Raw genomic sequence first — 26,277 nt, forward strand, 5'->3', positions numbered from 1 at the left:
CCGGACGCCTTCACGCTGAAGGTCGAGATTCCGGAAATCTGGTTGAGCGAATTGATGGCCACGCTCAGCGCGGGATTGCCGTTCGCATCCAGGAACGTGCGGCCCGTCAGGCCCGTGGCCACGCTCGTCTCGTAAAGCGAGGACGACTGCGCTTCGGCCAGCGTGTCGAACGCCGCGCTCGACCACGCCGCGCGCGTCATGCCCGAGTCGGTCGTGGTCTGGTCCACGAGGCGGTGGCTGTTCACGTATTCGATGTCGCCCGACGGCTTGGTGCTGAACGTGGACACGCCCGAAACCTGGTTGTTCGCGTTGATCGCGAGGCTGACCGCCGGATTGCCGTTCGCATCCAGGAACGTGCGGCCCGTCAGGCCCGTGTTCACGTCCGTTTCATAAAGCCCGGCCGCCTGCGCTTCGGCCAGCGTATCGAAGGAAGACGGGCTCCAGTTCATGCGCGTCATGCCCGCATCGGTCGTCGACTGATCGATCATGCGGTGGCTGTTCACGAAGGCAATGTCGCCGGACGGCTTCACGCTGAACGTCGAAACGCCCGAGATCTGATTGTTGGTGTTGATCGCGAGGCTGACGGCCGGATTGCCGCTCGCGTCCAGGAACGTGCGGCCGGTCAGGCCGGTCGCAAGGTCGGTTTCGTAAAGGCCCGGGGCCTGCGCTTCGGCCAGCGTATCAAAGGAAGACGGGTTCCAGTTCAGGCGCGTCATGCCCGCGTCCGTCGTGCTCTGGTCGATCAAACGGTGACTGTTCACGAATTCGATGTCGCCCGACGGTTTCACGCTGAACGTCGAAACGCCTGAGATCTGGTTCGCGGAGTTGATGGCGATGCTGACCGAAGGATTGCCGTTCGCATCCAGGAACGTGCGGCCCGTCAGGCCCGTCGCCAGGCTCGTCTCGAACACGCCGGCGCCCTGCGCTTCGGCCAGCGTATCAAACGCGGCGCTCGACCAGGAGACGCGCGTCATGCCGGAATCGGTCGTGGTCTGGTCGATCAGGCGGTGGCTGTTCACGAAAGCAATGTCGCCGTTCGGACGGACGCTGAAGCTTGACGCCCCGGAAATTTCGTTGTTCGCGTTGATCGCAAAGCTGAGCGAGGGATTGCCGTTCGCGTCGAGGAACGTGCGGCCGGTCAGGCCCGTGTCCACGTCCGTTTCGTAAAGGCCCGCGGCCTGCGCTTCGGCGAGCGTATCATACGAAGACGGGTTCCATGCCTTGCGCGTCATGCCCGTGTCCGTCGTGTTCTGGTCGATCAAACGGTGGCTGTTTACAAATTCGATGTCTCCGGAAGCCTTCACCTGAAACGTCGATACACCCGAGATCTCATTATTGGAATTTATAGCAACGCTGACCGCAGGATTACCGTTTGCGTCCAAAAACGTACGCCCCGTGAGGCCCGTGGTCAGGCTCGTCTCATAGAGCCCGCCGGCCTGCGCTTCACCCAGCGTGTCGTAGGCGCTGCTGGACCACGCCGCGCGCGTCATGCCGCTGTCGGTTGTCGATTGATCAATCAGGCGGTGGCTGTTCACGAATTCAATGTCGCCCGTCGGCTTGACGCTGAAGGTCGACACGCCGCTGATCTGATTGTTTGAATTGATCGCGATGCTCACCGAAGGATTGCCGTTCGCATCCAGGAACGTGCGTCCCGTGAGCCCTGTGTCTTTGTTGGTATCATAAAGCCCCGGCGCCTGCGCTTCGGCCAGCGTATCAAAGGAAGACGGATTCCAGCTCATGCGCGTCATGCCCGAATCGGTCGTCGACTGGTCGATCAGGCGGTGGCTGTTCACGTAATCGATGTCGCCCGACGGCTTCACGCTGAACGTGGAAACGCCCGAGATTTCGTTGTTCGAATTGATCGCAATGCTGACCGCCGGATTGCCGTTCGCATCCAGGAACGTGCGCCCCGTCAGGCCCGTGGCGAGGTCGGTTTCGTAGAGGCCCGGCGCCTGTGCTTCGGCCAGCGTATCAAAGGAAGACGGGTTCCAGCTCACGCGCGTCATGCCTGAGTCCGTCGTGCTCTGGTCGATCAGGCGGTGGCTGTTCACGTACTCGATGTCGCCGTTCTGTTTCACGCTGAACGTCGAAACGCCGGAGATCTGGTTGTTCGCGTTGATCGCGAGACTGACCGACGGATTGCCGTTCGCGTCGAGGAACGTACGGCCCGTCAGGCCGGTCGCCAGGCTTGTTTCATAAAGCCCCGCGCCCTGCGCTTCGGCCAGCGTGTCGAACGCCGCGCTCGACCAGCCGGCGCGCGTCATACCGGAATCGGTGGTGCTCTGATCGATCATGCGATGGCTGTTCACGTATTCGATCTCGCCGTTTTCTTTCACGCTGAACGTGGAAACACCGGAGATCTGGTTATTGGAATTGATGGCCAGGCTGAGGGCCGGGTTGCCGTTCGCATCCAGGAACGTGCGGCCCGTGAGCCCCGTGTCTTTATCGGTTTCGTAAAGGCCCGGCGCCTGAGCTTCGGCCAGCGTGTCAAAGGCCGCGTCGGTCCACGAGCGGCGCGTCATGCCGGAATCGGTCGAGCTCTGATCGATGAGGCGGTGGCTGTTCACAAAGGCAATGTCCCCGCTCGGACGGACATCGAAGGTGGAAGCGCCCGTGATTTCGTTCTGAGCATTGATCGCAATGCTGACCGAAGGATTGCCGTTCGCGTCCAGGAACGTGCGGCCCGTCAGGCCCGTGGAAAGATCGGTCTCATAAAGTCCCGCGGCCTGAGCTTCGGTGAGCGTGTCAAAACCCGTGTCGCTCCAGCTGCGGCGCGTCATGCCTGCGTCGGTCGTGCTCTGATCGATCAGGCGGTGGCTGTTCACGTAATCAATGTCGCCCGTCGGCTTCACTTTGAAAGTCGAAACGCCCGCGATCTGGTTTTGCGCGTTGATGGACATGCTCACCGCCGGATTGCCGTTCGCGTCCAGGAACGTGCGCCCCGTGAGGCCCGTCGTCAGGCTCGTTTCATAAAGGCCCGGCGCCTGGATTTCCGCGAGCGTGTCGTAAGCCGTGTCGCTCCAGTTGGCGCGCGTCATGCCTGAATCGGTCGTGGACTGGTCGATGAGGCGGTGGCTGTTCACGAAATTGATGTCGCCGCTGTCTTTGACGTTGAACGTCGAGATGCCCGCGATCTGGTTGTTCGTGTTGATGGCCACGCTGACCGACGGATTGCCGTTCGCGTCCAGGAACGTGCGGCCCGTGAGGCCCGTGGCAAGGCTCGTTTCATAAAGGCCGGGCGCCTGCGCTTCGGCGAGCGTATCAAAGGAAGACGGGTTCCAGCCCATACGCGTCATGCCGGAATCGGTCGTCGACTGGTCGATCAGGCGGTGGCTGTTGACGAAGTTGATGTCGCCGCGCGGATTCACGTTGAAGGTGGAAACACCGGAGATCATGTTCTGCGCATTGATGGCCATGCTGACCGACGGGCTGCCGTTCGCATCCATGAAGGTGCGGCCCGTAAGGCCCGTCGCGAGGCTGGTTTCGTAGAGGCCCGAAGCCGTGATCTTGGCCAGCGAATCGAAAGCCGCGCTGCTCCAGGTCCCGCGCGTCATGCTGGAATCGGTCGTGCTCTGGTCGATCAGGCGATGGCTGTTGACGTACTGGATGTCGCCGCGTTTGGAAGTGCTGAAGGTCGAGATCCCGCTGACCTCGTTGTTCGCATTGATGGACACGCTCACCGACGGGTTGCCGTCCGTGTCCATGTAGGTCCGGCTGTTCAGGCCCGTATCCAGGTTCGCCATATAATCGGAAGCGGTGAAGTCCGAGATCTCGTCTTTGTTGGCCGCGGCGCGCGCATTCCAGTCGATGCGCTGCAGGCCCGGCGTGCCCGTGTTCTGGTCGACAAGACGGTGCGCGTTCACGTACTTCAGAGTACCGTCCAGATTTTTCTCGAAGGTCGAAAATCCGCTGATTTCCTTGGCCGCGTTGATCGAGAGCGCGAGCACCGGGCTCTGGTCTTTGTCGAGGAAGGTGCGACCCGTGATGTCGTCGTCGATCGTGCCCGCCAGGATGGCCTGGATGGCTTCGTGGATCGTGTCGATCGAGTCCGCGGGATTTTCGTCGATCTTGGCTTGGATCGCGGCCGCGTCGATGTCGGGGGCGCCGCCGTCCACGAAGTAGCTGTCCGTAAACTTCAGCAGGTTTTTATTGTCCGCATCGTAATTGAAGATGTTGTAGCTGGCGACCTTCAGGGCCGCGCCGTCCCAGCGGTAATTGTGCACGTATTCGGTGCGGTCGCCGTCTTCGCTGAAATAAACCGTGGATTTCTTCTGCTTCAGCGCCGACGGAACCGTCACACCGCTTGCGTCCGTCGGAAGCGTGATACCGTCTTCGCTGATGTCCCACTGGTCGATGCTGGCGAGATCGCCGTCGCCCGCGTCGTCATAATTGAAGACGCTCAGCGAAACCGGCTCTTCGTTTTTGTTCATCGAAATGGAGTAAATGGCGCGCGTGCCCACGTCATTGAAGTAGACACGCGTCCGGAACTGATCGTCGCTTCCCGCGTCCGCGAGCAGCGCGTCGATGGCTTCCTTGATCGTGTCGATCGCGTCCGCCGGGTTCTCGTCGATCTTGGCCTGGATCAGCGCGGGCGTCACGTCCGCGGCGCCGGTCACCGTGTACTGGTCGCTGTAATTGGCCGTGCGTCCGTCCGATTCGTAGTTGAGGACCGTGAAACCGGCCATGATCTGGACGTCAGGCGTCGCGGGCGTGCCGTCGTCGTCTACCCATTTGAACGAGAATTCAGCCTGAGGGATTTCATTTTCGAACAGCGTGATCCCGATCTGCTGGTCGTCGGTGAGCTTGCCGCCCGTCACCACCGGCGCGCCGTTCACGTACGTGGCATCATCGAGGGTGCCGACCACTTTGAACTTCTGGATCATGCTGACCTTGCCGTCGTCGCCGTAGGTGTAGACCGTCTGCTCGTCCGCGAGCACGTCGGTCGGCGTGGCGCTGCCCGGATCGTCGACGTAAGAGACCGAGCGCTTGACCCGGTCGTTGTAGAACTGGCCCTGCTCGTAATCGATGCGGCCCGTCTGGATGCCCGCCGCGTTTTCCTGCACGACGTGGTCGATGAAGTTGTCGGGACGGTAAAAGTAAGTGCTCTTGTTGCCGTGCTTGTCGGTGATGTCCTTGATTCGCAGCTCCTCGGTATCGTTGAACGGCGACATCTTGTAAGTCAGGGTGCTTTCGAGCACGCCGCCCGTGTGAGGGTCGGATTCGCGGCTCACGTCGTACTGCAGCACGCGGTCCGGATCGGGCGGATCCGCGTCGTCGTATTTGTATTCGCTGCGCTGCACCACCTTGCTGCTGTCCGCGCTGTAGGTCAGGATGTAATCGATGTGATCGCCCGCGTCCTGGTAGAAAATCTCGCTCATGATCGGCGCGTCGCGGTTGGGCTCGACATGAGAGCGTCTCTCCACGACGTGGTCCACATCGGTCGGATCGCCGTTCTCATTATAATAATAGTAGCGCACCGTGCCGTCGTGCTCGAGCACGAAATCCACGAACGGGCTTCCCGGAGGGCCCTGCGAAAGGCCCGCCGCGTCGTGCTGGTAGACGATGGCGCCGATGATGTCGTTGTCGGGTTCAGGGCCGAGGATCACCGACAGGTCCATGTCGGCGGCATTGGCGTCGGCATAGGCACGGAACGGATGCCCGACGGGAAGATCGTCGGCCGTGTAGATCGAGCGCGTCCTTCTTCCTTTGATGTTGATGACTTCATCCATGACTTCGCGGGCGCCGCCCGACGGATCGTCCTTGAAGCGGAAAATCGTGCCCGTGTTGAAGTAGATCGCCGTCTTGCCGTCTTCCTGGTTGACGATCTCGATCGGGCCCTGGCCGTCCGTGACCAAAAAGTCCGGGCCCTTCGACGTGGTGATGTTGTTTTCCGTGACGCCGGCTTCATAGATTTCGCGGGAGAGCCGTCCGTCGACCGTCTGCGTCACGACCGTGGACGCGGGCTTGCCCGTGAAGTCCGCGTCAGACGGCGGATTGCCGGTGTAGGTGTAATCGCGGATCACATTGCCGCCGCTGTCTTCGATGCGGTCGATCAGGCCCCCGGTAAGGAACGTCGTTTCGCCGGTCTTGTTGTTGGTGAATTCCACCAGCTCGTCGAAGATGTTGAAGGTGCTGACTGTGTCGCGCACCTTGTCGATCACCACGCGCGTGAAAAAGTCAGGATACGAGAATTGCTTCTCGATGATGCGCGCAGGGCCTTCCCAGTGTCCGCTTTCAAGCAGCCTGCCGAGTTTGTCTTTCGTATCGTCGTATTCGAAGATGTTGTAGGTGTCGTCGGCGTTGCGGATATCGACTTTCGTCGGATCCGTGTAGTCATAGGTGGCCAGAACGACCGGCGCGGCGATGCCGTCCCACGTGCCGGTGAAGCGGATCTTGCCGATCGTGTTCGTCGCGCCCGTAAAGTCGCGCTCGATGTAGCTGTTGTCGTCGCGGTTCACGATGCGGACGCGGCCCGCGATGTCATAATTGTAATCGGTTTTGATGACGGGATTCACGCCGTCCATCTGACCGCCGTAGAGGATCTTGCCTAGAGCGTGCGTCGCGGGATCGTATTCCTGAACCACGAAGGACTGGTCCGCACGCTCCGTAACACGCATGGTCGTCGGCGTGTCGATTTCGAAGTCGCGCTCCACGACCGCCACATTGATCGAGTTCATGTAACCGCCGCGGACCGGATTCTTGATGTCCCTCGTCGCGGAATCGAACTCGTATTCCACGTAATCCTTGCTCGTCGCGTCGACGATACGGACGAATCCGGCATCGCGGTAATCGTAGGTCTTGGCGGTCTCGAAGTTCGTGCCGTTCGTGTGCGTGCCGGTTTCCAGGATGTTGCCGAACTGGTTTGAGGCGTCATTGAAGGCATAGGTCGTATAGGTGTTGTCCGTCGCGACCGCTTTGACCTGGCCGGTAGTCGTGTAATCGTAGGTCCTGTTGGCGACGAAGTTGATGCCCGCGTCGTGCACGCCGGACTCGCGGAGCTTGCCGCGCTTGTTCTTCGACGTGTCGTAATCATAGAGTTCATAGGTGTTGTCGTTGCTGACAACCAGCTGCTGGTCAGGGTACGTCGTGTAGTCGTAGTTGTGCGTGGTCACGAAATTGGTGCCGTTCGTGTGCGTGCCGCCGTCAACGGCCTTGCCAATCACGTTCTGTCCGGCATTGTAGTCGTACTCTTCGAAGGTGTTGTTCGTATAGACGACTTTGACTTTCCCCGAGACCGAGTAATCGTAATTGCGGTCCGTGACCAGATTCGCGCCGTGATCGTGCGTGCCGCCGAAGAGTACTTTCTCGATTTTGTTCTGGCCGGCATTATAATCGTAAGTCTCGAAGGTGCCGTCCGTGTGGAAAGCGGTGACTTTTCCCGTGACCGTGTAGTCGTAGTCGGTCGTCTTCACAAAATTCAGCCCATTCTGCTGCGTGCCGTCTTCCAGCAGCTTGCCGAATTTTTTCTGCGCCGCGTTGTATTCGTACTTGCTGTAGGTGTTGTCCTTGTGGAGGGCGGTGACGATGTCGGCGATCGAGTAATCGTACGTGGCCGTGACCACGAAGTCCCCGCCCGCGTCGTGCGTTCCTTCCCGCAGCAGGTCGCCCATGGAATTGTCGCCGGCATCGAAGGCGTAAACCTGGAATGTGCCGTCGTCATTGATCGCGGTGACTTCGCCGGGAATGGTGTAATCGTAAAGCGTCGGCATGTCGAACTCGCCCTGGGCATTGATATCGCCGGATTCGATCAGCTTGCCTTTCTTCTTCTTGTCGATGTCGAATTCGAAGACGCGGTAATCGCTGTCGGTTTCGTTGACGACCGTCACTTCGTTGTTTTCGTAATCGTATTCGTAATTGTAGACCTTGTTCTCGACCAGGTCCGTCAGGCGGAGAGTCAGATCCTGGTCGTCTTTTTCTTCCTTCTGCTGGAGGGTGGCGATGTTGGAGCTGATATCCACGAGGTAATTGAAATAATCGGTATCGTGGCGCAGCGTCACTTCGTAGATGTTGGCCGCCGTGTTGGTGAGGGCGACGCGGTGGAAATTCGACTTCGGAATGCCGAGCCTCGTTTCGAGATCGTCCATGGCAAGGTCGAAGGCTTCGGTTTCCTGGGGATTGGCCGGGTTGTAGTCCGGGGCAAGAGGCGCAGGCGTACGCCCCTGGATGCCGTCCACGCGCACTTCGATTTTCGCGCGGGTGTTGTTTTCGGAGATGAAAGGATTGGAGATAAACTGGATTTCGCGGATGGAATTGACGTTGAGACCGGAAGTATCCAGCTCGAATTTCTGCATCGTGGACGTCAGACGCACCACGCCGACCGCGATCTTGCCGTCCGTATCGATCACCTTCACCTGCACGCTGAGAGGCTCGGTGATCGCGGGCCTGTCGCCCGTATCGGCTTTGTCGGCACGCGCCCAGAATTCGAAGCTGCCGTCCACCGAGATGGGCGCGGTCTTGTTTTTCAGGATCATGACGGCCTCGTCGCCGGGATGGCGGCGGAGATCGTATTGGTAAGCGACGCCGTCGGTCATGGGACGCAGCGTGATGTAACGGCCGGTCGGGTACGTCATGGGCGAATTGCCGATATTGTCGGGCGCGCTGTCGGTCGCCTGCGGCGCGAGCACGCTCGCGTCTTTTTCCAGGCCCAGCAGCCCGACGTTGATCTGCGCGCGCTGGTTGTCGCCCGAAACCGCCTGATTGTGGATGATTTCGATTTTCTTGATCTTCGAGGCATCGATGCCGGACGAAAGGTCGAAGACGAATTCCTGTTCCGTGCCGGTGATCGAGACGTTTTTCGCGATCACGCTGCCCGAGTTATCTGTAAAGCGGATCACCGCGTTGACCGGATACGTCAGCGTCACGGGATCTTCCGTCGGCTGCACGGCCTGCAGCCAAAGCTTGAAGCTCGAGCCCGCATCCATGGTGCCAGCCGGATTTTCGATCACGGCAACGGGCTGCGACGCGCTGCTGGAACGCGCGTCATAAACGTACGAGAAGCCGTTCGTCTTGGAGCGGGCCGTGATGAAGGAGCCGGTGAGCGAAACCCGCGGGCGGTTGGTCAGCGTGGAAGGCGCGCCGCCTTTGGTCCCGCCCGGCACCGCGGTCAGGTCTTCATTCAGCCCGTTCACCAGCACGAAAACATCCGCGCGTTTGTTCGATCCGGAAACCGACTGATCGTGAACGAAGGTAATGCGTTTCACATTGGCCTTGTCGAAAAGCGGGTCGATCGACTTCGGGTCGATCGTGAAGGCCTTCAGCGTGGTGGTGAGATCCAGGTCCACGCTGACCGTCCTGCCGTTTTTATCTTCCAGGACGACCCGCTGCTTGAACGGCATGCTGAGCGCCGGGCCGTTAGGCGCGACCTTGGCGTGCAGCGTAAGGGCATTGCCGATGTTCATGTTCCCGCCGATGTTTTCGAGTCTCATCTTGCCCTGGGCCTCGGCGTTGGCCCGGACGTCGTAGACGTACTTGATCCCAGGCGAATAGGATCCGTCCATCGTGATGTTTTGCGAGTGGATCGCGGAAGGAAGGTTGGGGAGGGTGGTCTTGGGATTGGCCGTCAGGTCCGTGGAACCGCTGAAGAACGGCACCGCCCCGCTGCGGTCTTCCATCTGGAGGAACGTCGCGGTGTCGGTCTGGATGTTGACGGAATAACGGTAATATTTCTGGCCGTACTTGAGCAGCAGCTCATAAATGTTCGTCGCCGGGTTGAAAATCCCCTGGCGCGTAAAATTGGATTCATTCACACCGAGCCGCGTTTCCAATTCGTCTTCGGCCTCGTTGTAAGCCTCTTCTTCTTCGGGCGATTCTTTCCTGAATTCCGTCTGCTCCATATCCCGAAGCATGTCCATGCCGCGGATGAATCGGTTGAGTGCTTCGTGCAACAGGACTTCTGCCGGGCCGGAAAGCGGCTTCGTGTCCTGGGCCTTCTCGATCAGCGAAGCAAGCCCCGCGAGGCTGAGCGGCTGCTTGTCCATGCCGTCCTTGTTGTAGGCCCAGACCTGGTCCCCGGCAATGGCGTATTCCTTCAATTTGCCGGCATTCGCGAAGTCCACACTGCTGGGCTGCGACTTGTCCGGATGGTTATGCGCGATGAAAGTCACGTCACTGTCGTCGAGCAGCTCCTTCACCGGCGCCGGCACCATGACGTCTTCTTCGGTCCCGGAGGTGAAGATGATCGTCTTGCCCCCTTTGACCACCACGCCGACTTCGAAATCCAAGGCGGCCAGTTTCTCGAGGTCTTCCGAGGTCAGCCCGTCGATCACGAAAGCCAGGGGCAGGCCTTTCTCGAGCAGGCTGTAAACGTAATCAAACGTCGTTGCTTCTTTCACATCATAGGCAAAAGGCGTTACTTCCTTGGCGAGGTATTTTTGGGAGGGTTCTTTGATGCGGGACCCGTCTTGGGCAAGACGGATTTTTCCTTCTTCTATTGTGACTCCTTGGAGATCAGGCGTATTAGGATTGTAAACGGTAGTGCGGTAGGTATTCTCAGGGAAATAGTAGGCCGTCCGGGCATATCCCCCGGTCTTGGGATCGAGTTCGTAAGTGAACTCGATAGTCTTTGACACACCATTCGCGTCCGGAGGTCCGCGGGACATCTGGATTCTTCCGACCTCCTGGTTAGGAAGCGCCTCGTAAGTCAGGACGTATCCGTCTTCGGTATGGATTTCGTAAGATGTGCCTTTTCGAACCAGGGTGGAAGTCAACTTGAGCGTGGCGGCCTTCATTATAAAGGTACCTGCCTCTTGGATCTGGTGCGGTTCCAAGTCGCCGTCCCAGCGGATGACCGGCTTCAGAAGCTTCATGCGAAGGTAGGTCATGGTCTTGAAATCCAGCACCAGAAGCTGGTCGCCTTCCCCTTCTTTCCCGGCCTTCTGGCGGATGTATTCCTTCTTCTCTCCGTCCATATTAATGAAGAGCAGATCCCCGATGCCCCCGTTGGCAGCGCGCTCGAAGACCCGGTACTGGTCCGGCTTGTCCGCCATGCGGAAGATGTAAGTGTTGTGAACGGCGCCGTTGCTGTCCTTGTAGCTGGAAAGCTCGACATTGTACTTGTGGTTCTGCGGGTCGGTATACGCCACGCCCTCCAGGTCTCCCAGGCTGCCGTCCGCAGTCATGGCATAAACATGACGCGTTCCCTGCAGCGCATCCAGAACCGTGACGCGCTTATGCGCCTTGTCGTATTGATACTTGAGGAAAAGGCGCTTGCCGTCCTGGACGCCTTCGTACTGGATCATCTGCCCGGGTTCGCCGTTGTCGTCGAGCTCGAAGACGGTTTTCTCATCCGGACGGAGCGGATTGACGGCCGTCATGGTCCACTTGTCGTAATCGTATTCGCGGGTTTTGTACTCGCGTCCGTTCACGGCAAACCCTTCGTTCGAAATCCCGTCGATTTCGCCGTTGGGCTGGACAAAATATTCTTTGAACTGGCTGAACCCCTTGCGGCGCGACGTGATGGTCTGGACTTTCATCTTTTCGACCTCGTCTTTGCCGTTGAGCGTGTATGTCATGATGTGGGCCACCGGTTTCTTGGTGGCCGGATCAATGTCGACCATGTTCAAGAGGCGGCGCGTCGCTTTGTCGACGGTGAACGACGTCCCGGCTTTCTTGTATTCGAACTTGATCCTGTCGACCATGTCGTGGACTTGCAGCTGGTCGCCGGGACGCTTTTGGAGCGGGTTAATCTCAGGCGAAAAATAGGCATTGGCGGGAGGCTGTGTATCGGGGGTGTTTTCGACGATCTGATCAGGCGATTTGGCATTTTCTTTGGTGATGGGCTGCTGGGTTTGTTCCATGTCCTGGAGGAAATGGACGTCACTCAGGTCTTTATCTTTCTGAACATCAGGCTTCGGCATGACAGGCATAGGCAGAGCGGCGGGAGCAACGGAGCTGAAGGCCAAGCGGGTATCGAGGGAAGTGAAAATGAAAAGGAAAACAGTAATAGCCGCGACCGCGCGGAGGGAAAAAGGTTTTGTGCTTCTGTGACAATCGCTAAAACTCATGCAGCTTCACAGTCCTTTGCCCATTTCATGAGAAGTGAATACCACTCCAACTTGAAATGACTTCCAAGAAGTTTTGTCGGATTTCGCCTGAATCGATTAGAGATTTTGCCTAGAAATCTCTAGAACTTCGCCTGATATGCCTTGCCAAACAAATACGGCCAAAAGTTTCGAATCTTTAAGCATTAACTACATTTAATTACTTATTAAATCCTCGAATTAATGGCCTGATCTAGCAAAAGTGTACTTGCCTGCCTGTTTCTTGTCAAACATTCCCAATTTCGCTCCTAGGCTGCTCACCGTAAGTCATTTAAAGACAGGGCGATGTAATTATTAAAATATTTTGAATAACTTTATAAATGCAGGTACTAGAGGGGGGAAGTGATTTTGGGTGCTATAAGGAGGGGGAAAGTGTCAGGAATTATCTCACGATGCAAATGATACGGTCAACAAAATCTTTCAGCTTTTCTTCAGGTTCCCACGTCAGCCATTGGATGTTTTTTTCTTTTCGGAACCACGTCATCTGACGTTTGGCGAGATGGCGGGTGTTTTTCTTGATCAAATCTTTGGCGGCGTCGGCTTCCCTTCCGGAAAGCTCCGGGCCGGACAACAGCAATTCCTTGTAGCCCACCGCCTGAAACGCGGTTTTGGAAAGTTCTTGCCGCGCAAGCAGACGAACTTCCCGAACGAGTCCTTTTTCGAACATCTCATCCACCCGCTTTTCGATTTCCCGATAAAGAAAACTTCTTTCCCGGGTGATGCCGAGAACAAGCGGCTCGAATCCCAGATCCGTCAAACCTTCCTTCGACGCGTACCACTCTCCCGCGGATTTCCCGGAAACCGCGCGAATCTCGAGAGCGCGGATGATGCGTCGCTTATCCGTCGGCTTGATCCTGGCCGCGGATTCAGGATCGCATTTTTTAAGATCTTTATAGAGCCTTTCAATTCCTTCACTGGAAACGGTTTGCTCCATCTTTTCACGAAACAACGCATCTCCTCCAGGCTGCGGCGACAATCCTTCCAAAAGCGAGCGCACGTAGAGTCCGGTGCCGCCGGCGACAATCGGCAGTTTTTTCCGGGAAACAATGTCCTGGATGGCGGCAAGGGCCCTGCGGCGGAACTCGTAAACAGAAAAGGATTCGGAAGGCTCGACCAGGTCGATCAGGTGATGAGGAATTTCTTTGCGCTCCGCCGCGGAAGGTTTGGCGGTTCCGATGTCCATGCCGCGATAAACCTGCATCGAGTCAGCGGAAATGATTTCACCGCCAAGGCGGCGCGCGACGAGAAGGGCAATCTTGGATTTTCCGGCGGCCGTAGGGCCGACCAGAAAAAGCACGCGCGGCTTCACATGGATTCGGGCTGGGAAATCCCCAGAAGCTCGAGGCCGTTCCACAGCACAATGCGGGAGGTCTCGCACAACAGCAGACGGGCCTGGGTCAGCTCCTCGTTTTCCGTGACGACCCGATGGGCGGAATAAAACTTGTGGAAAGCCATGGCCAGCGTCCGGAGATAATCTGCCAGGCGGTAGGGTTCCAGGCTCTCGGACGCGCCGATCAGGGCCTTGGGAAAGTCCGAAATGATCTTGATCAGATTCCGCTCATCTTCGGCTTCATAGAGATCCACGTTCACCTTGACCGTGACTTCGCGCTCGGCAAACCGGAGCACGCTGGCAATGCGGGCATAGGCGTACTGGAGGTAATAAACCGGATTGTCCTGGGACTTTTGCTTGGCCAGGTCCAGGTCAAAGTCCAGATGGCTTTCCAGACGCCTCATGATAAAGAAATACCGGGCCGCATCCACCCCGACCTCATCCATGAGCTCCCGAAGCGTGACGAATTCCCCTGCCCGGGTGGACATGCGTACGGGCTGGCCGTTGCGATAAAGGGTGGAAAGCTGGGCAATCCGGATCTCGACCTGGCGGGGGTCATGCCCCAGAGCCTGGCAGGCGGCCTTGAGCCTGGGAATGTAGCCGTGGTGATCGGGCCCCCAGAAGTTGATCAGCCATTCATAGCCCCTTTCAAACTTCTGGCGGTGGTAGGCAATGTCCGGGGCCAGGTAGGTATACTCTCCGGTCGACTTCCGCACGACCCGGTCCTTGTCATCCCCCAGATCCGTGGACTTAAACCATAGGGCGCCGTCCTTTTCGTAGATGAAATTCTTCTTTTTCAGGGCGTCGAGAGTCTTTTCCACGGCGTTTTTCTGGTAAAGGGTCTGCTCGCTGAAATATTCGTCGAATTTGACCCGGAATTCCGCCAAGTCCTTTCGGATCCCCGCCATGATCTCAGCCCCGGCATACTGGGTGCAAAAGGCGAGCGATTCCTCTTCCGGACGCTTGAGCAGGGAATCCTGCTTCTCCTGGACCAGCTTTTTGGCGATGTCGATGAGGTATTCGCCCTGGTAACCGTCTTCCGGAAGCGGCGTGGCCTGCTTCAACTCGGTCTTGTAACGGGACCAAAGGCTTTTGCCGAGCAGGTTCATCTGCCTTCCGGCATCGTTCAGATAATATTCAGAGGCCACATGGTGTCCGGTGGCTCTCAAGATCCGCGCCAGCGCGTCCCCCACTGCGGCCTGCCGGCCGTGGGCAATGGTCAGCGGTCCGGTAGGATTGGCGCTCACATACTCAAGAAGCACCTTTCGCCCCTTGCCGAAGTCGGATTTGCCGTAATCCCGATTTTTCCGGCAGACCTCCATAAGGATCTGGCCGAGGGAGGACTTTTTCAGGTAGAAATTGATGAATCCCGCGCCCGCGACCTCCATGCGTTCCACCGTCGACTCTTTTTCGTGCTTCGAGCCTTCAGATTCCAGGAGGAGGACCAAGTCGTCCGCGATCTGATTGGGCCTGGCGCGCGCAATCTGGGCCAATTTGAACGCGGCATTGCAGGCAAAGTCCCCATGGGCCGGGTCCCGGGAAACGACCAAGTCATACTGGAAGGCTTCGGGGAGGTTCAGCCCCTTGCGCTTGCAGTATTCCTGGATCGTCCTGTCGATGATGCCGCTCAGCTCCTGCTTGGCCATGCTATTCCTCGCCCCAGAGGCTTTCGAGGTGATAAAAGGTCCGCTTTTCCCTATGAAAAATGTGGACGATCACGGAGCCGAAGTCCAAAAGGACCCACTCCCCGGCTTCCAACCCCTCCCGGTTGAAGAGCGGCACCTTTTTCTTTTTCATAGATTCCATCAGGTGGTGTCCCAGCGCTTTGACGTGGGGGGCGGAATTACCGTGCGTGATCACGAAGTAATGGGCAATGCTGGTTTGCTTGGAAATATCCAGGACAACCGGCTCTTCGCCCTTTTTGTCTTCGATCAGTTCTTTGGCTAACTGAGCAATCTTCTTAGCTTGCAAAAAAAAGCTCCTTCCGGGGTTGGGAAAGCAGGCATTATAGCATCCAAGCCTAACGGCCGAAACGGGTTTTATCGTGTCCTTTCCAGCTCCAAAAGCCACTCTTTCCAGGGAAGTCCGAGCGAGTAGCCGCCTATCTTTCCCTGGGATGACAGAACCCGGTGACAGGGAATAAAAATCGGGAGGCGGTTGCGTTTCATGACGGTGCCGACCGCCCGTCCTGCCCGGGCATGCCCGCAGCTTGCGGCCAGGGCGCCGTAAGACGTGACCGTGCCGGACCGGGATTTCCAGAGCGTCCGCAGCACTTTTTCCTGAAACGGCGTGTAGCCTGAAAAATCCACTGGAATACCTTTCAAGTCCCGGGATTTTCCCTGAAAGAAATCGTCAAGGCGCCGGGCCGCGCGTTTTAAATAAGCGGGAGCCTTGCCGGAAGAGGAGAAAGGTCGGGTCCATCCGGTCTGAGGGAAATCCAGGCGGTACAGCCCGGTCCGGCTTCCCCAAAGCACGAAGGTTCCCCGCGGATTTTCTACCTGTGTGGCGAAAAGCTCCGGTTCCCGTTTCGGTTTTTTGCGCTTGGACCGTCTCATGAGTTTCCACTTGGATGCGCCTCACGCACCGCGGGTAAAAGGATTTGCCCGGAACGCACATTGACCGCGCCTTCCAGTTCCGGAAATTTTTCGAAGGCGCCCGCGGGATTCTCCGCCAGCGCATGCGTGTAAGGAAGTGCGGCACGCGTCAGCGCCGCGGAAGCGCCCGGCCCGCAAAGCGAGGGAATGTTGGCCACGGAAAACCGGACGTTCCCGAACCGGTCGCGGACAAGCGGCGATTCATAGGTCGTGGCTTTCGCGCCTGGGAAATTGCCGCCCTGGTCGATGGAAACGTCCATGATCATCTTTTTCTTCGCCCGGCTGGCCTCTTCCAGAACTTTTTCGTCGATCACCTGCAGGGCGCGCCGCCCGGTCTGATGCACGCAGCCGACGAACACTGACGCTTCGCCCAAAACTTCGCGCCCCAGCGCTTCCGGAAAACAGACCTGGAGCTTGCCGGCGTGCTGCCATTTCTTCTGAAGCTCCGCGGCGCGCGGCGGGTATTTTTCCACGAGCGTGACACCGGCTCCCATTTTCAGCAGAAACTCCATCGCTTTTTCACCCGCGATTCCCCCGCCCCAAACCACGGCCGATTGGGATTTCATGTCGCCCGCGGGCTCCGGATACCGGGAGGCAATGGCGCCGAGGTCGGCGTCCAGCGAAGCAGGATAAACGATCGGATCTCTGAAAGCCCACGGCGCCTTGAGAAAATACGCGGCATACGACGCGGAAAGCCCGCCCGCGATCTCGCTCATGGGCTGGAGCAAAGGCCGGCGGTTTTGGATTTCCAGGCTTTCGTAGCCGATGGCGGTTGCGCCGGAAGCGATCAGCGCGTCGAGAAGCGGCGCTTGTTCCGGCGCGGCCAAGTGGAAAAAGCAAAAAACCAAAAGATCTTGCCGCAGCAGCGGGTATTCGGGCGGCAGCGGCTCCTTCACTTTTTGAATGAGTCCGGCGCGCGCATAAACCGACTTGGCGTCGGGCAAGATTTCGGCGCCCACGGCCCGGTAGTCCGCGTCAGAAAACCCCGAACCGGCGCCCGCGTTTGTTTGCACGACAACGGACACAGAACGGGCCGTCAAAGCCCGGACGCCGTCGGGAGTCATGCCCACTCTTTTTTCCCGGGACTTGATTTCCCTGGGAATGCCGATGGTCAGCATCGCTTAGCCTTTTGCTTGTTTGCAAGCGTTCGCATGAACGCAAGAGACCTTAAGCATCAACCCGGTGGGGACAGGTCTAAAGACCTGTCCCCGTCCATGCGAACGGCACCGCTGCTCTCTAGGGGTCAAAACGGTTGGTGATGGGCATGCGGCGCCCGAACCACGCTTTTTCCGTCACCCGGAGGATGGGCGGCGTCTGCCGCCTTTTGTACTCGTTGTGGTCGACTTTGCGGATGACGCTGTTGACCAGCGGCGGCCGCACGCCGCGCTTGCGCAGGAGCGGGAGGATTTCGTCCGCGCTCAGGTTCTTTTCAATGTAAAGGTACAAGATTTCGTCCAGGATTTCGTACGGCGGCAGCGAGTCCTGGTCTTTCTGGTTCGGCCGCAGTTCCGCGGAAGGCGCTTTCGTCAGAATTGCCTCGGGGATGACTTTTTTGAGGCTGTTGCGGTACATCGCAAGCCGGTAAACGTCGGTCTTGTAAACGTCGCCGATCACGGCAAGCCCGCCCGCCATGTCGCCGTACAGCGTGCAGTAGCCCATGGCGAGTTCCGATTTGTTTCCCGTCGTCAGAAGCAGCCGGCTCTCGTCGTTGGAAAGATACATGAGTCCCAGACCCCGCAGGCGCGCTTGCAGGTTTTCCATGGCCAGCGTAATCTTGCCCCGCGGCACGGGCCGGCGCCCTTCTTTTTTCCGGTGCGCCTGATATCGCTTCATGAAAAATTCGTATTTTTCCCGGATGGAATGCTTTCGCAGCTCGATGCCGAGATTTTCAGCCAGCGCGGCCGAGTCTTCCCAGCTGCCGCGCGAAGAATAGACGCCCGGCATGGTCACGCCGAGCACGGCGTCCGGCCCCAGGGCATCGACAGCCAGCGCGGCCACCAGCGCGGAATCAATGCCGCCGCTCAGCCCGATAATCACGCGCTCGAAACGGTTTTTGCGGCAATAATCGGCGACGCCCAGGCAAAGCGCTTCGTACATTTCTTTGGGCTGACGTGACAGCGGATCCCCGCCCAGCGCACCCGCCGCCTCGGCGCTTTGTTTCCAGTCGTAGAAGAAAAGGCCTTCCTGAAAAGCAGGAGCACGGAAAAGAATTCTTCCGTCCTCGTCCGCGAAAAGGCTGCGGCCGTCGAAAATGAGATCATCCTGCGCACCAACCTGGTTCACGTAAAGCAGCGGCATCTTGTGGCGGAGTGCCTGGCGCTTGATCAAAGCGTCCCTCACTTCGGAGACGCCGCGGTAATAGGGCGACGCGGAAATGTTGAGCGCCATGTCCGCGCCCATTTTTTGGAGATCGTCCAGCGGCTTCACCGCGTAGCGGTCGTCCCAAATGTCTTCACAGATCGTGAGCCCGACCTTCTTTCCCTGCCACGGGATCACACGGCTTGCGGGCCCCGGCTCGAAAAAAATCTCTTCCAGAAAAACGTCGTAGGTCGGCAGCAGGCGCTTGTATTGTTTTTGCCGGACTTTACCGCCCTGGATCCAGGCCATGGCATTGTAAGTCGCGGGCAAAGAAGCGGGAATGAAATGCGAAACCTTGTCCCGGGTTTTAGGTTCGGTCTTTACGCCCGGCGTAAGATCCGGACGGTCGATGAAGCCCAACGCCACAGCGACCTTCAATCCGGAAGTGGCGCGGGCCACGCGGTCAAGCCACTTCAGGCCTTCTGCAACAAAGGCTTTTTTATTCGCGAGATCCCAGACCGGATACCCGCACAGCGCCATCTCCGGAAAAACCGCGAGGCTGGCGCCGGCCTTTTCCGCCTTGCGGATCCATTGGATAATTTTACGGGCATTGCCGGGATAATCGCCGGCCGTGGGGTTCGTCTGCCCGAGGGCAAGTCTTTGGGTTTTCATCGAGGGATTGCCTGCAAAAGAAAAAGGCCGGGAAAAATCATGCGGCCTCTATTGGCACTGGGAACAATAGCCAAAAAGACGATGGTCGTGGAAGGTCAGTTTGAAGCCGTGTTTCTCGGCCACGCTTTCCTGCTGCTTTTCGATCTCCGGGCATTGGAATTCGACGATCTTGCCGCAGACAATGCAGATCATGTGGTCGTGATGGCCTTTTTCGCTGGTCCGCTCGAAGAACTCCCGCTTCCCGCTGCCGACGGATTTTTGGATCACGCCACCTTCGAGCAGCAGCGGAATCGTCCTGTAAACCGTGTCGCGCGAAATCCGCAGGCCTGCTTTTTTGAACCGGTCGTAAAGGCTGTCCGCGTCGAAGTGCTCCTTCAGGTGAAGGACTTCTTCGCAAATAGTTTTGCGCTCGTAAGTGTACTTCAGGCCTTTGTGTTCGAGAAGCTGCCGGAAACTTTCCAGCTTTCCCGTGGCTGCTTGTTTGTTCATCCTGCCCTCTTCTATTAATTAAGAAATCATCTTATTTTGCCGGGGACAGGACGTCAAGGTGAGTTTCGAAAAGCGGAAGAGAATGCCTAAGCGGCGCGGCGGTTGAGGACGAGTTCAGATTCCTTGACCAGCGCTTCGGGAGGCGGCGATTCCAGAGGCTCTCGCAGCCCGACGCGTTTGCAGATTTCCTGGGTGACATTGCGCTCCAGCGCCTGCGTGGAATAGGTGTAAAGAATGACCGGGATGTGCGACGTGTTCGACACGTGGCGAAGCTTGTACGCCAGGATGTCGCCCGGCATGTCGGGCAAGTCCATGCGCACCAGGATCATGTCCGGCGCACTCGCGCATGCGCGTTCAAAAGCCGTGATGCCGGAGCTCGCGGCGTTCACGATGTAGCCCGCGCTCAGAAAGGACATGGCAATGCGCTCGAATTCCTTGGGATCGTTGTCGACGATCAAGACCTGCTTCTGCTTCCGGGCATCGTCCGCAGCGGCCTTCGAGGCTTCAGCTGATTCCGGGACGACAAGGGCCTGGCGTTTGCCGATGATGGTGCGGATCTCGGCCAGCAGCCGGTCGATGTCAAAGGGTTTGGTCAGGAAGCCGTCCACGTTCAGTTCCGCGAACAATTTTTCCATGTTCGTGCGCCCGGTCAGGACCAGCACGGGATATTTGGCGCGTTCGTGAGCGCGGTCGTAAATTTTGTGGTAAAAACTGATGCCGCCCATTTGCGGCATGTTCATGTCGAGGAGGATGAGGTCAGGGGTGTATTTGTCGACGAGCTTGAGGGCGTCCTCGCCGTTAAATGCGGAAATGACCTGATAGCCTTCTGCTTTGAGAAGACTCTGGAGCAGGTCTACGATATCCACTTCGTCTTCAACAACCAAAATCCTTTTTTGGCCTGGTTTCATGGTTAAAAAAGTACACAGTCCCCTCTTCTTTTTTCCTTGTAAGGAGGATGCCATACGGCCACGAGAGGGTCAACGGGCGGGACAATAAAAAGTAAGGTTTGAAGCTTTCTTCATCCAGGATTAAAACAAGACTTAACCCTTTTAATTAAAACGGTTTAGACTCGAGACGAGGTCAGGAGGCGGCTTTTTTGGTCTTTACGAGATCGCTGGCCCGGGCATCGAAAAATACCTCGTCCAGGAGTTCGCCCTTGGGGCTGAAGACGCGCTTGAGCATGATCTTCCCGTCGCGGAAAACCTCTTCGCGCTTGAGCGTGCCGTCGTCGTAATAGTACTTGGCCTCGCTGATGACGTATTCTTTCACGTCTTTGTGAGCTTCTTCGTTTTCCACCGGCCGCAGCTTGAGGTCGGCCTTGGCCAAATCCGCTTTGTCCTTGACCGTCTCTTGGGTCGGCAGCCCGCCCTTCTTGTTTTTGACCCAGTCATCGTAACGCGAGAGCTGCTGCTTGCGCATGTCGTCCAGCAGCATGTCCGGCACGTACAGATAATAGTAAGTGAAACCGCCGCCTTCTTTATCGTGGTAATTGATCTTGGAATTCATGCCGTCGTACTGCTCGATGGCCTTTTCCGGATCTTCCAGAAATTTCTGCAGCCAGCCCTTGGAGTCTTCCGTGAAGCGCTCGAAATGAGCGCGTTCCTGGGGGCTCATCTCCGGCGGCAGATGCACGCCGACCATGCGGATGTGCACGTCCCGCGTGACTTCCACAGTGTCGCCGTCCAGGAGACGGAGCACGTTGCGGATGCTATCCCGGGTCTTGCGTTCTTCTTCGGTTTCTTTGGGAAAAACTTCGACGCGGGCGGCTTCATCATCTTCTTCGCTCGAAGCGCCCGGCACCCCAACCGCTCCGGGGCGCTGCCCGGGAAGCGCTTCGAGAAAGCGGTAATTTGAGCCTTGATTGGAGTCCATGCCGGACGCACTGTCTTGAGCAAAGGCCGAAGCGGCCGCGAAGATCAGAAAGCTGAAGCCGTAAATGCAGAAGATGCGATGGCGGGTTGATTTTACCTGGCTTCTTTCAGGACATGCTTGCACGGGCCCTCCGCGTGATGAATTCGGCACACTCCTTAAAGATAACACATTCTGGAGTTTTGCAAAGCGGCCTTAACTATTTTAGGAAGGGGACTTACGGAAACTGAACTGATCCCCTGGCGCAAGCTGCAGACGCTGGGCCGTTCCGGCCGGGAGCTCCAGCACATGATAAGCCGGTTCTGAAGGGGCGTAAGTTGGGCAGGGAGAAATTTCGCAGGGCGGCACATCGGAGCGAAAAGAAAGGATTTTCAAATGCTGGTCGAGCCAAAAAACATCGAGGGGAAAGGACATGTTTTTCATCCAGATGCGGTAGTTCTGCGCGTCCTTGAATAGAAGGAGCATGCCTTCGTCCGGGGCCAAAGGCTTGTGAAACATGAGGCCGCGGTGGCGTGCTTCGTCGGTCGCTGCTTTCTCGACTTTAAAGCACTGCTCGCGGATGCACAAGCGGGACGCAGAAGTGGAGGCGGAAGACCGTGCCATGGAAATTCCCAAAAAAAGAAGAAAACCGGCTGCTCCAACCGCCAACCGGCTGACGCGGCCGCCTCGTGGAATCATCGGGATGCTTTAACCGCGCGACTTAAAGGGAAGCGTATGCAGGAGGTCCTGATCGGCATCGTTCCGAATCCCGCCGGGACGCATGTCCCGAGACTCAGAATCCTGCTCAGCCAGGAGGGCCGCCAGGAACATGGCAAAAATGGTAATCCCCAAAAAGGCGCAGATGAAAAATTTGATTTCCATGCATCACTCCTTGTCCTTGGACTGCGGAAGACATGGGCTTTTTGTATCGGCTACGGCCCTGTTTTCCTAAGCAGGATTTTTCCTTTTTTGCAGCAAAAACAATGATTTCATATCTTGTCTTGACATTTGCACGCAGTTTTGCCAGAATCGCCTCGCTTAGCCATCCCACCTAACCCCTTGAGGCCGAAGCTGTAGCGATTGATGAGCAAATATTACGGTTGGGGATTACCGTTTAACGCATCCGCGAATGGCGCCGCGATCGATCGCCTGATCTACGGCATCCACGGCATCATGTTTGTCCTCTTCATTGGCTGGCTTACCTTCCTTGTCTATACTCTGATCCGCTTCCGCGCGCGTCCCGGTCACCAGGCCGCTTATAAGGTCCATCATTTCAAAGCTCCGACTTATCTCGAAGTCTCGGTGGCCCTCATCGAAGTGCTCCTGCTCGTGGGTTTTTCGTTTCCGATCATGAATCACGTCAAAAATCAGTTCCCGAACGAGGCTGGTGCCCTGAAGATCCACGTCGTGGCCGAGCAGTTTGCGTGGAATATCCACTATCCCGGCGCCGACGGCGTCTTCGGTAAGACGCGCCAGGACCTCATGGGCTCGGACAATCCCGTGGGACTCGACCCTTCTGACCCGCACGCGGCCGACGACATTGTCACGATCAACCAGCTCCACATCCCGGTCAATAAGCCCATCATTATTAATTTGACGTCCAAAGACGTCATTCATAGTTTTTTTCTTCCGGTCATGCGCGTCAAGCAGGACGCGATTCCCGGCGACCTGATCCCGCTGTGGATGGAAGCCAATAAAACCGGCGACTTCGAGATCGCTTGCGCCCAGCTTTGCGGCCTGGGCCATTATCGCATGCGCGGTTTTTTTTCGATCCATACCCAGGAAGATTTTGACAAGTGGCTAAAAGACAATGCGCCCGCTCCTGCGGCTGCGCCTGTTGCCCCGGCAGTTTAGTTCCTTAACCTGTGAGGACGTTTTATATGAACCATGCATCCCATGCCCATCCTCTGCCTTTCTGGCGGAAATACATTTTCTCGATGGACCACAAGGTTATCGGCGTCCAGTACGCGGTCACCAGTCTGCTCTTCCTTTTCTTCGGCTTCGGCCTGATCTCGCTGCTCCGCTGGCAGCTTGCCTTTCCGAGCCAGCCTGTGCCCTTCATCGGCCAGTTTTTCAACGATACCCAGATGGTGGGCGGTATCATGCTGCCAGAATTTTATAATCAGCTCGGAGCCATGCACGGGACTATCATGGTGTTCCTCGGCGTGGTTCCGCTGGCGGTCGGCGGCTTCGGCAATTATCTCGTACCCCTGCAGGTCGGCGCGCCGGACATGGCCTTTCCCAAGCTGAACATGATGAGCTACTGGGTTTATTTCATCGGCGGCATCGTGATGCTGTGCAGCTTCTTCGTTCCCGCGGGCGCGGCGCAATCCGGCTGGACTTCTTATCCTCCGCTTTCGGACGTGGCCCCGCTCGGGCAGACGGTGTGGCTGATCGGCATGGTTTTCCTGATCACGTCGTCGCTTCTCGGCTCAGTCAATTTCATCGTGACGATCGTGCAGCTGCGCGCTCAGGGACTCACGTTCTTCAAGATGCCCTTTTTCGTGTGGGCTCAGTTCGTGACGAGCTTCCTGCTACTGCTCGCCTTTCCTCCGCTGGAAGCCGCTTCCGTCATGCAGCTGATGGACCGTCTTGCCGGCACGAGCTTTTTTCTTCCTTCGGGACTTGTCGTCGGCGGGCAGCCGCTTGCGCATACGGGCGGCGGCAATCCGCTTCTGTGGCAGCACCTGTTCTGGTTTCTCGCGCATCCGGAAGTGTACGTCCTCATCCTGCCGGCGCTGGGCATCGTGGCGGAAATCATCGCCAACAATACGCGCAAGCCCATCTACGGCTACAAAGTCATGGTCTTCGCCACGATCTTTCTCGGCTTCATGTCGTTCGTGGTGTGGGCCCATCATATGTTCCTAACGAACATGGGCACGAGCATGAGCTCGTTTTTCCAAATCACGACCATGATCATTTCCATTCCCTCGGTCGTCATTCTGACGGCGCTCATCTTGAGCCTGTGGGGCGGCTCCATCCGCTTCAACACGCCCATGCTTTTCGCGGTCGCCTTCCTGCCCATGTTCGGCATCGGCGGGCTCACGGGCCTGCCGCTCGGCCTGACGGCAAGCGACATCCACCTGCATGACACTTACTACGTCATCGGCCACTTCCATTATGTTGTGGCGCCGGGAACGATCTTCGCGCTTTTCGCGGGCATCTACTTCTGGTTCCCGAAAGTCACGGGCCGCAAGCTCTCGGAGTTCCTCGGCAAGCTGCATTTCTGGCCCTCTTTCATTTTCATCAATGGCATCTTCATGCCGATGTTCATCCTCGGCCTGGCCGGCGTTTCCCGCCGCCTTTATTCGCCCGAATACGCGCATGCGCAGGCCGTGCAGCCCCTCAACGTGTTCATTTCTTACTGCGCCTGGGGGCTTGGTCTTGCCCAGATCCCGTTCATCCTGAACTTCGTGATCAGCCTGTTCGCGGGAAAGAAAGTGGACAGCAACCCGTGGGAATCCACGACGCTCGAATGGCAGACCACGTCGCCGCCGCCGCATGAAAATTTCGAGCATGAACCTGTCGTCCTTCACGGTCCGTATGAATACAGCGTCCCGGGCCAGAAAAAAGATTTCCTGCCTCAAAACATGAGGGAGAACTGACCATGTCCGCTTTGATCAAGTACATCGACAAACCTCATCCGGTGACAGGAGTCACTAATTCCAAGCTCGGCATCTGGTGCTTCATCGCCTCGGAAATCATGCTCTTCGGCGGGCTCTTTTCCGCTTACGTGCTTCTCCGGTCCGGCAGCACGACCTGGCCGCACGCGGCGACTGTCCTGAACGTGCCTCTTGCCACCTTGAACACCCTCATCCTCATCACGTCGAGCGTTACCATGGTCATGGCCTGGGCGTCTTCGGCGCTCCGTGATTACAACAAGTTCCGGATGTACCTCGGCCTCACGGTGCTGCTCGCGCTGGCGTTCCTGGTCATCAAGGGAATCGAGTACGGCCACAAGTTCGAACATCATCACTTTCCGAAGGAAAGCATCTTCTTCGCCATTTATTTCACGATGACCGGCCTTCACGGCCTTCACGTGCTGGGTGGGATTGTGGTGAACAGCTACTTCCTTTTGTTCGGTAAACGCATGTGGGACGAGCATCCCGAACAGTTCACGGGACGGATCGAGGCCGCCGGCCTTTACTGGCACTTCGTCGACCTGGTCTGGATTTTCCTCTTTCCCCTTTTATACTTGGTTTAGGAGAACGACTCATGGAACATGGCGCGGAAGCAATCAAAAAACAGGTGCGAGTCTACATTGCCGTGTTCGCGGCCCTGGGCACGCTGACCGTCGTCACGGTCGCCGTTTCTTACCTCCATCTGCCTTTCCATCAGGCGCTTGCCGTCGCGCTGTTCGTCGCCACGATCAAAGGATCGCTTGTCGCGGCTTACTTCATGCACCTTGTTTCCGAAAAGAAGATCATTTACGCGATCCTCATCCTCACGGTCGTCTTCACGCTTTTCCTCTTTTACCTGCCGCTCTGGACCGTGGGAAGCGGCCTGGTGGCGCATGTCTCTTAAGATCATCCATATCGCGATCATGGTGATGTCTGTGATCCTGACGCTCAGCTTTGCCGCCTGGGGCTATCAGGACTTCCTGCACGGAAGCGGCAGCCGAATCAACCTTGGGCTTGCCTGCGCGTCCCTTGCGGCTTCGGCGGGGCTGATCTATTATCTCTTCTGGTTCGTGCACAAACTCAGGAAAGCGGGACTATGAAGAAATCCGTCTTTATTCTCACCGGTATCCTCGGAGTGCTGGCAAAAGCCCCTTTTGCCATGGCCTGCGCCGTCTGCTTCGGGGACCCTTCCTCACCTTCCAGCAAGGCAGTCAAGGCGGGAATTCTGCTGCTCCTGGGCGTTACCGGAACCGTCCTTTCCGGCATCGGGGCGCTCATCTTCACCTGGTCCCGTCGCGCCAAGCTCCTAGAAACAGGCTCCGAGCCCCCTCTTCCCCCGGCTTGAGCAACTTTCCGCTGAAGAAATTTTCCGGTCCGTCCGATAAATG

18 protein-coding genes are annotated in these 26,277 nt (G+C 57.6%); 6 read left to right on the forward strand and 12 right to left on the reverse strand.

What is annotated here, in order from left to right:
- From VL688_05045 to VL688_05100, 12 genes are all read right to left on the reverse strand, one after another.
- A partial coding sequence (locus VL688_05045; protein ID HTL47411.1) for a hypothetical protein occupies positions 1–11,855 on the reverse strand: 11,855 nt, incomplete at its 3' end.
- A 565-nt stretch (positions 11,856–12,420) separates the two neighbouring features.
- Complete coding sequence (gene miaA, locus VL688_05050; GenBank protein HTL47412.1) at positions 12,421–13,335, reverse strand: tRNA (adenosine(37)-N6)-dimethylallyltransferase MiaA; 915 nt, start codon at positions 13,333–13,335, stop codon at positions 12,421–12,423.
- Between the two features lie 8 nt (positions 13,336–13,343).
- Entirely contained in the window at positions 13,344–15,014 is a 1,671-nt protein-coding gene (gene argS / locus VL688_05055) for an arginine--tRNA ligase (GenBank protein ID HTL47413.1), read from the reverse strand.
- 1 nt (position 15,015) lies between these two features.
- Positions 15,016–15,339: a ribosome silencing factor gene (gene rsfS, locus VL688_05060; GenBank protein ID HTL47414.1), complete on the reverse strand. Its 324-nt coding sequence runs from the start codon at positions 15,337–15,339 to the stop codon at positions 15,016–15,018.
- A 68-nt stretch (positions 15,340–15,407) separates the two neighbouring features.
- Positions 15,408–15,923, reverse strand: a complete 516-nt coding sequence (locus tag VL688_05065) for a methylated-DNA--[protein]-cysteine S-methyltransferase (protein ID HTL47415.1) — start codon at positions 15,921–15,923, stop codon at positions 15,408–15,410.
- Positions 15,920–17,080, reverse strand: coding sequence for an alanine dehydrogenase (locus VL688_05070; GenBank protein ID HTL47416.1), 1,161 nt, complete (start codon positions 17,078–17,080; stop codon positions 15,920–15,922). The genes VL688_05065 and VL688_05070 overlap by 4 nt, the downstream gene beginning before the upstream one ends.
- 118 nt (positions 17,081–17,198) lie before the next feature.
- On the reverse strand, positions 17,199–18,932 hold the full coding sequence (locus VL688_05075) for an NAD+ synthase (GenBank protein ID HTL47417.1): 1,734 nt from the start codon (positions 18,930–18,932) through the stop codon (positions 17,199–17,201).
- Positions 18,933–18,980: 48 nt separating this feature from the next.
- Positions 18,981–19,421 (reverse strand): transcriptional repressor, encoded by a 441-nt coding sequence (locus tag VL688_05080; protein HTL47418.1) that lies wholly within the window; start codon positions 19,419–19,421, stop codon positions 18,981–18,983.
- 86 nt (positions 19,422–19,507) lie between these two features.
- Positions 19,508–20,383, reverse strand: a complete 876-nt coding sequence (locus VL688_05085) for a response regulator (GenBank protein ID HTL47419.1) — start codon at positions 20,381–20,383, stop codon at positions 19,508–19,510.
- A gap of 118 nt (positions 20,384–20,501) precedes the next feature.
- On the reverse strand, positions 20,502–21,416 hold the full coding sequence (locus VL688_05090; GenBank protein HTL47420.1) for a hypothetical protein: 915 nt from the start codon (positions 21,414–21,416) through the stop codon (positions 20,502–20,504).
- A 78-nt stretch (positions 21,417–21,494) separates the two neighbouring features.
- The gene (locus VL688_05095; protein HTL47421.1) at positions 21,495–21,893 is read right to left on the reverse strand and encodes a DUF192 domain-containing protein; all 399 of its coding nucleotides are present in this window, start codon (positions 21,891–21,893) and stop codon (positions 21,495–21,497) included.
- An 84-nt stretch (positions 21,894–21,977) separates the two neighbouring features.
- Complete coding sequence (locus VL688_05100; GenBank protein HTL47422.1) at positions 21,978–22,151, reverse strand: hypothetical protein; 174 nt, start codon at positions 22,149–22,151, stop codon at positions 21,978–21,980.
- Positions 22,152–22,352: 201 nt separating this feature from the next.
- Between VL688_05100 and VL688_05105 the strand changes: the two genes are divergently transcribed.
- Genes VL688_05105 through VL688_05130 form a run of 6 tightly spaced genes read left to right on the forward strand, consistent with a single transcriptional unit; the run spans position 22,353 to position 26,234 of the window.
- Entirely contained in the window at positions 22,353–23,123 is a 771-nt protein-coding gene (locus tag VL688_05105) for a cytochrome c oxidase subunit II (protein HTL47423.1), read from the forward strand.
- Positions 23,124–23,149: 26 nt separating this feature from the next.
- Positions 23,150–24,874 (forward strand): cbb3-type cytochrome c oxidase subunit I, encoded by a 1,725-nt coding sequence (locus VL688_05110; GenBank protein ID HTL47424.1) that lies wholly within the window; start codon positions 23,150–23,152, stop codon positions 24,872–24,874.
- A 2-nt stretch (positions 24,875–24,876) separates the two neighbouring features.
- Complete coding sequence (locus tag VL688_05115; GenBank protein HTL47425.1) at positions 24,877–25,473, forward strand: cytochrome c oxidase subunit 3; 597 nt, start codon at positions 24,877–24,879, stop codon at positions 25,471–25,473.
- 11 nt (positions 25,474–25,484) lie between these two features.
- Positions 25,485–25,793 carry a cytochrome C oxidase subunit IV family protein gene (locus VL688_05120; GenBank protein HTL47426.1) on the forward strand — a complete coding sequence of 103 codons (309 nt, stop codon included), beginning with the start codon at positions 25,485–25,487 and terminating at the stop codon, positions 25,791–25,793.
- A complete protein-coding gene (locus tag VL688_05125; GenBank protein HTL47427.1) occupies positions 25,783–25,989 on the forward strand; it encodes a hypothetical protein in 207 nt (68 codons plus the stop codon). The genes VL688_05120 and VL688_05125 overlap by 11 nt, the downstream gene beginning before the upstream one ends.
- Positions 25,986–26,234: a hypothetical protein gene (locus VL688_05130; GenBank protein HTL47428.1), complete on the forward strand. Its 249-nt coding sequence runs from the start codon at positions 25,986–25,988 to the stop codon at positions 26,232–26,234. The genes VL688_05125 and VL688_05130 overlap by 4 nt, the downstream gene beginning before the upstream one ends.
- Positions 26,235–26,277: the final 43 nt, after the last annotated feature.

Source organism: Verrucomicrobiia bacterium, from assembly GCA_035495615.1.
Classification (GTDB): Bacteria; Omnitrophota; Omnitrophia; order Omnitrophales; family Aquincolibacteriaceae; genus DATJFP01.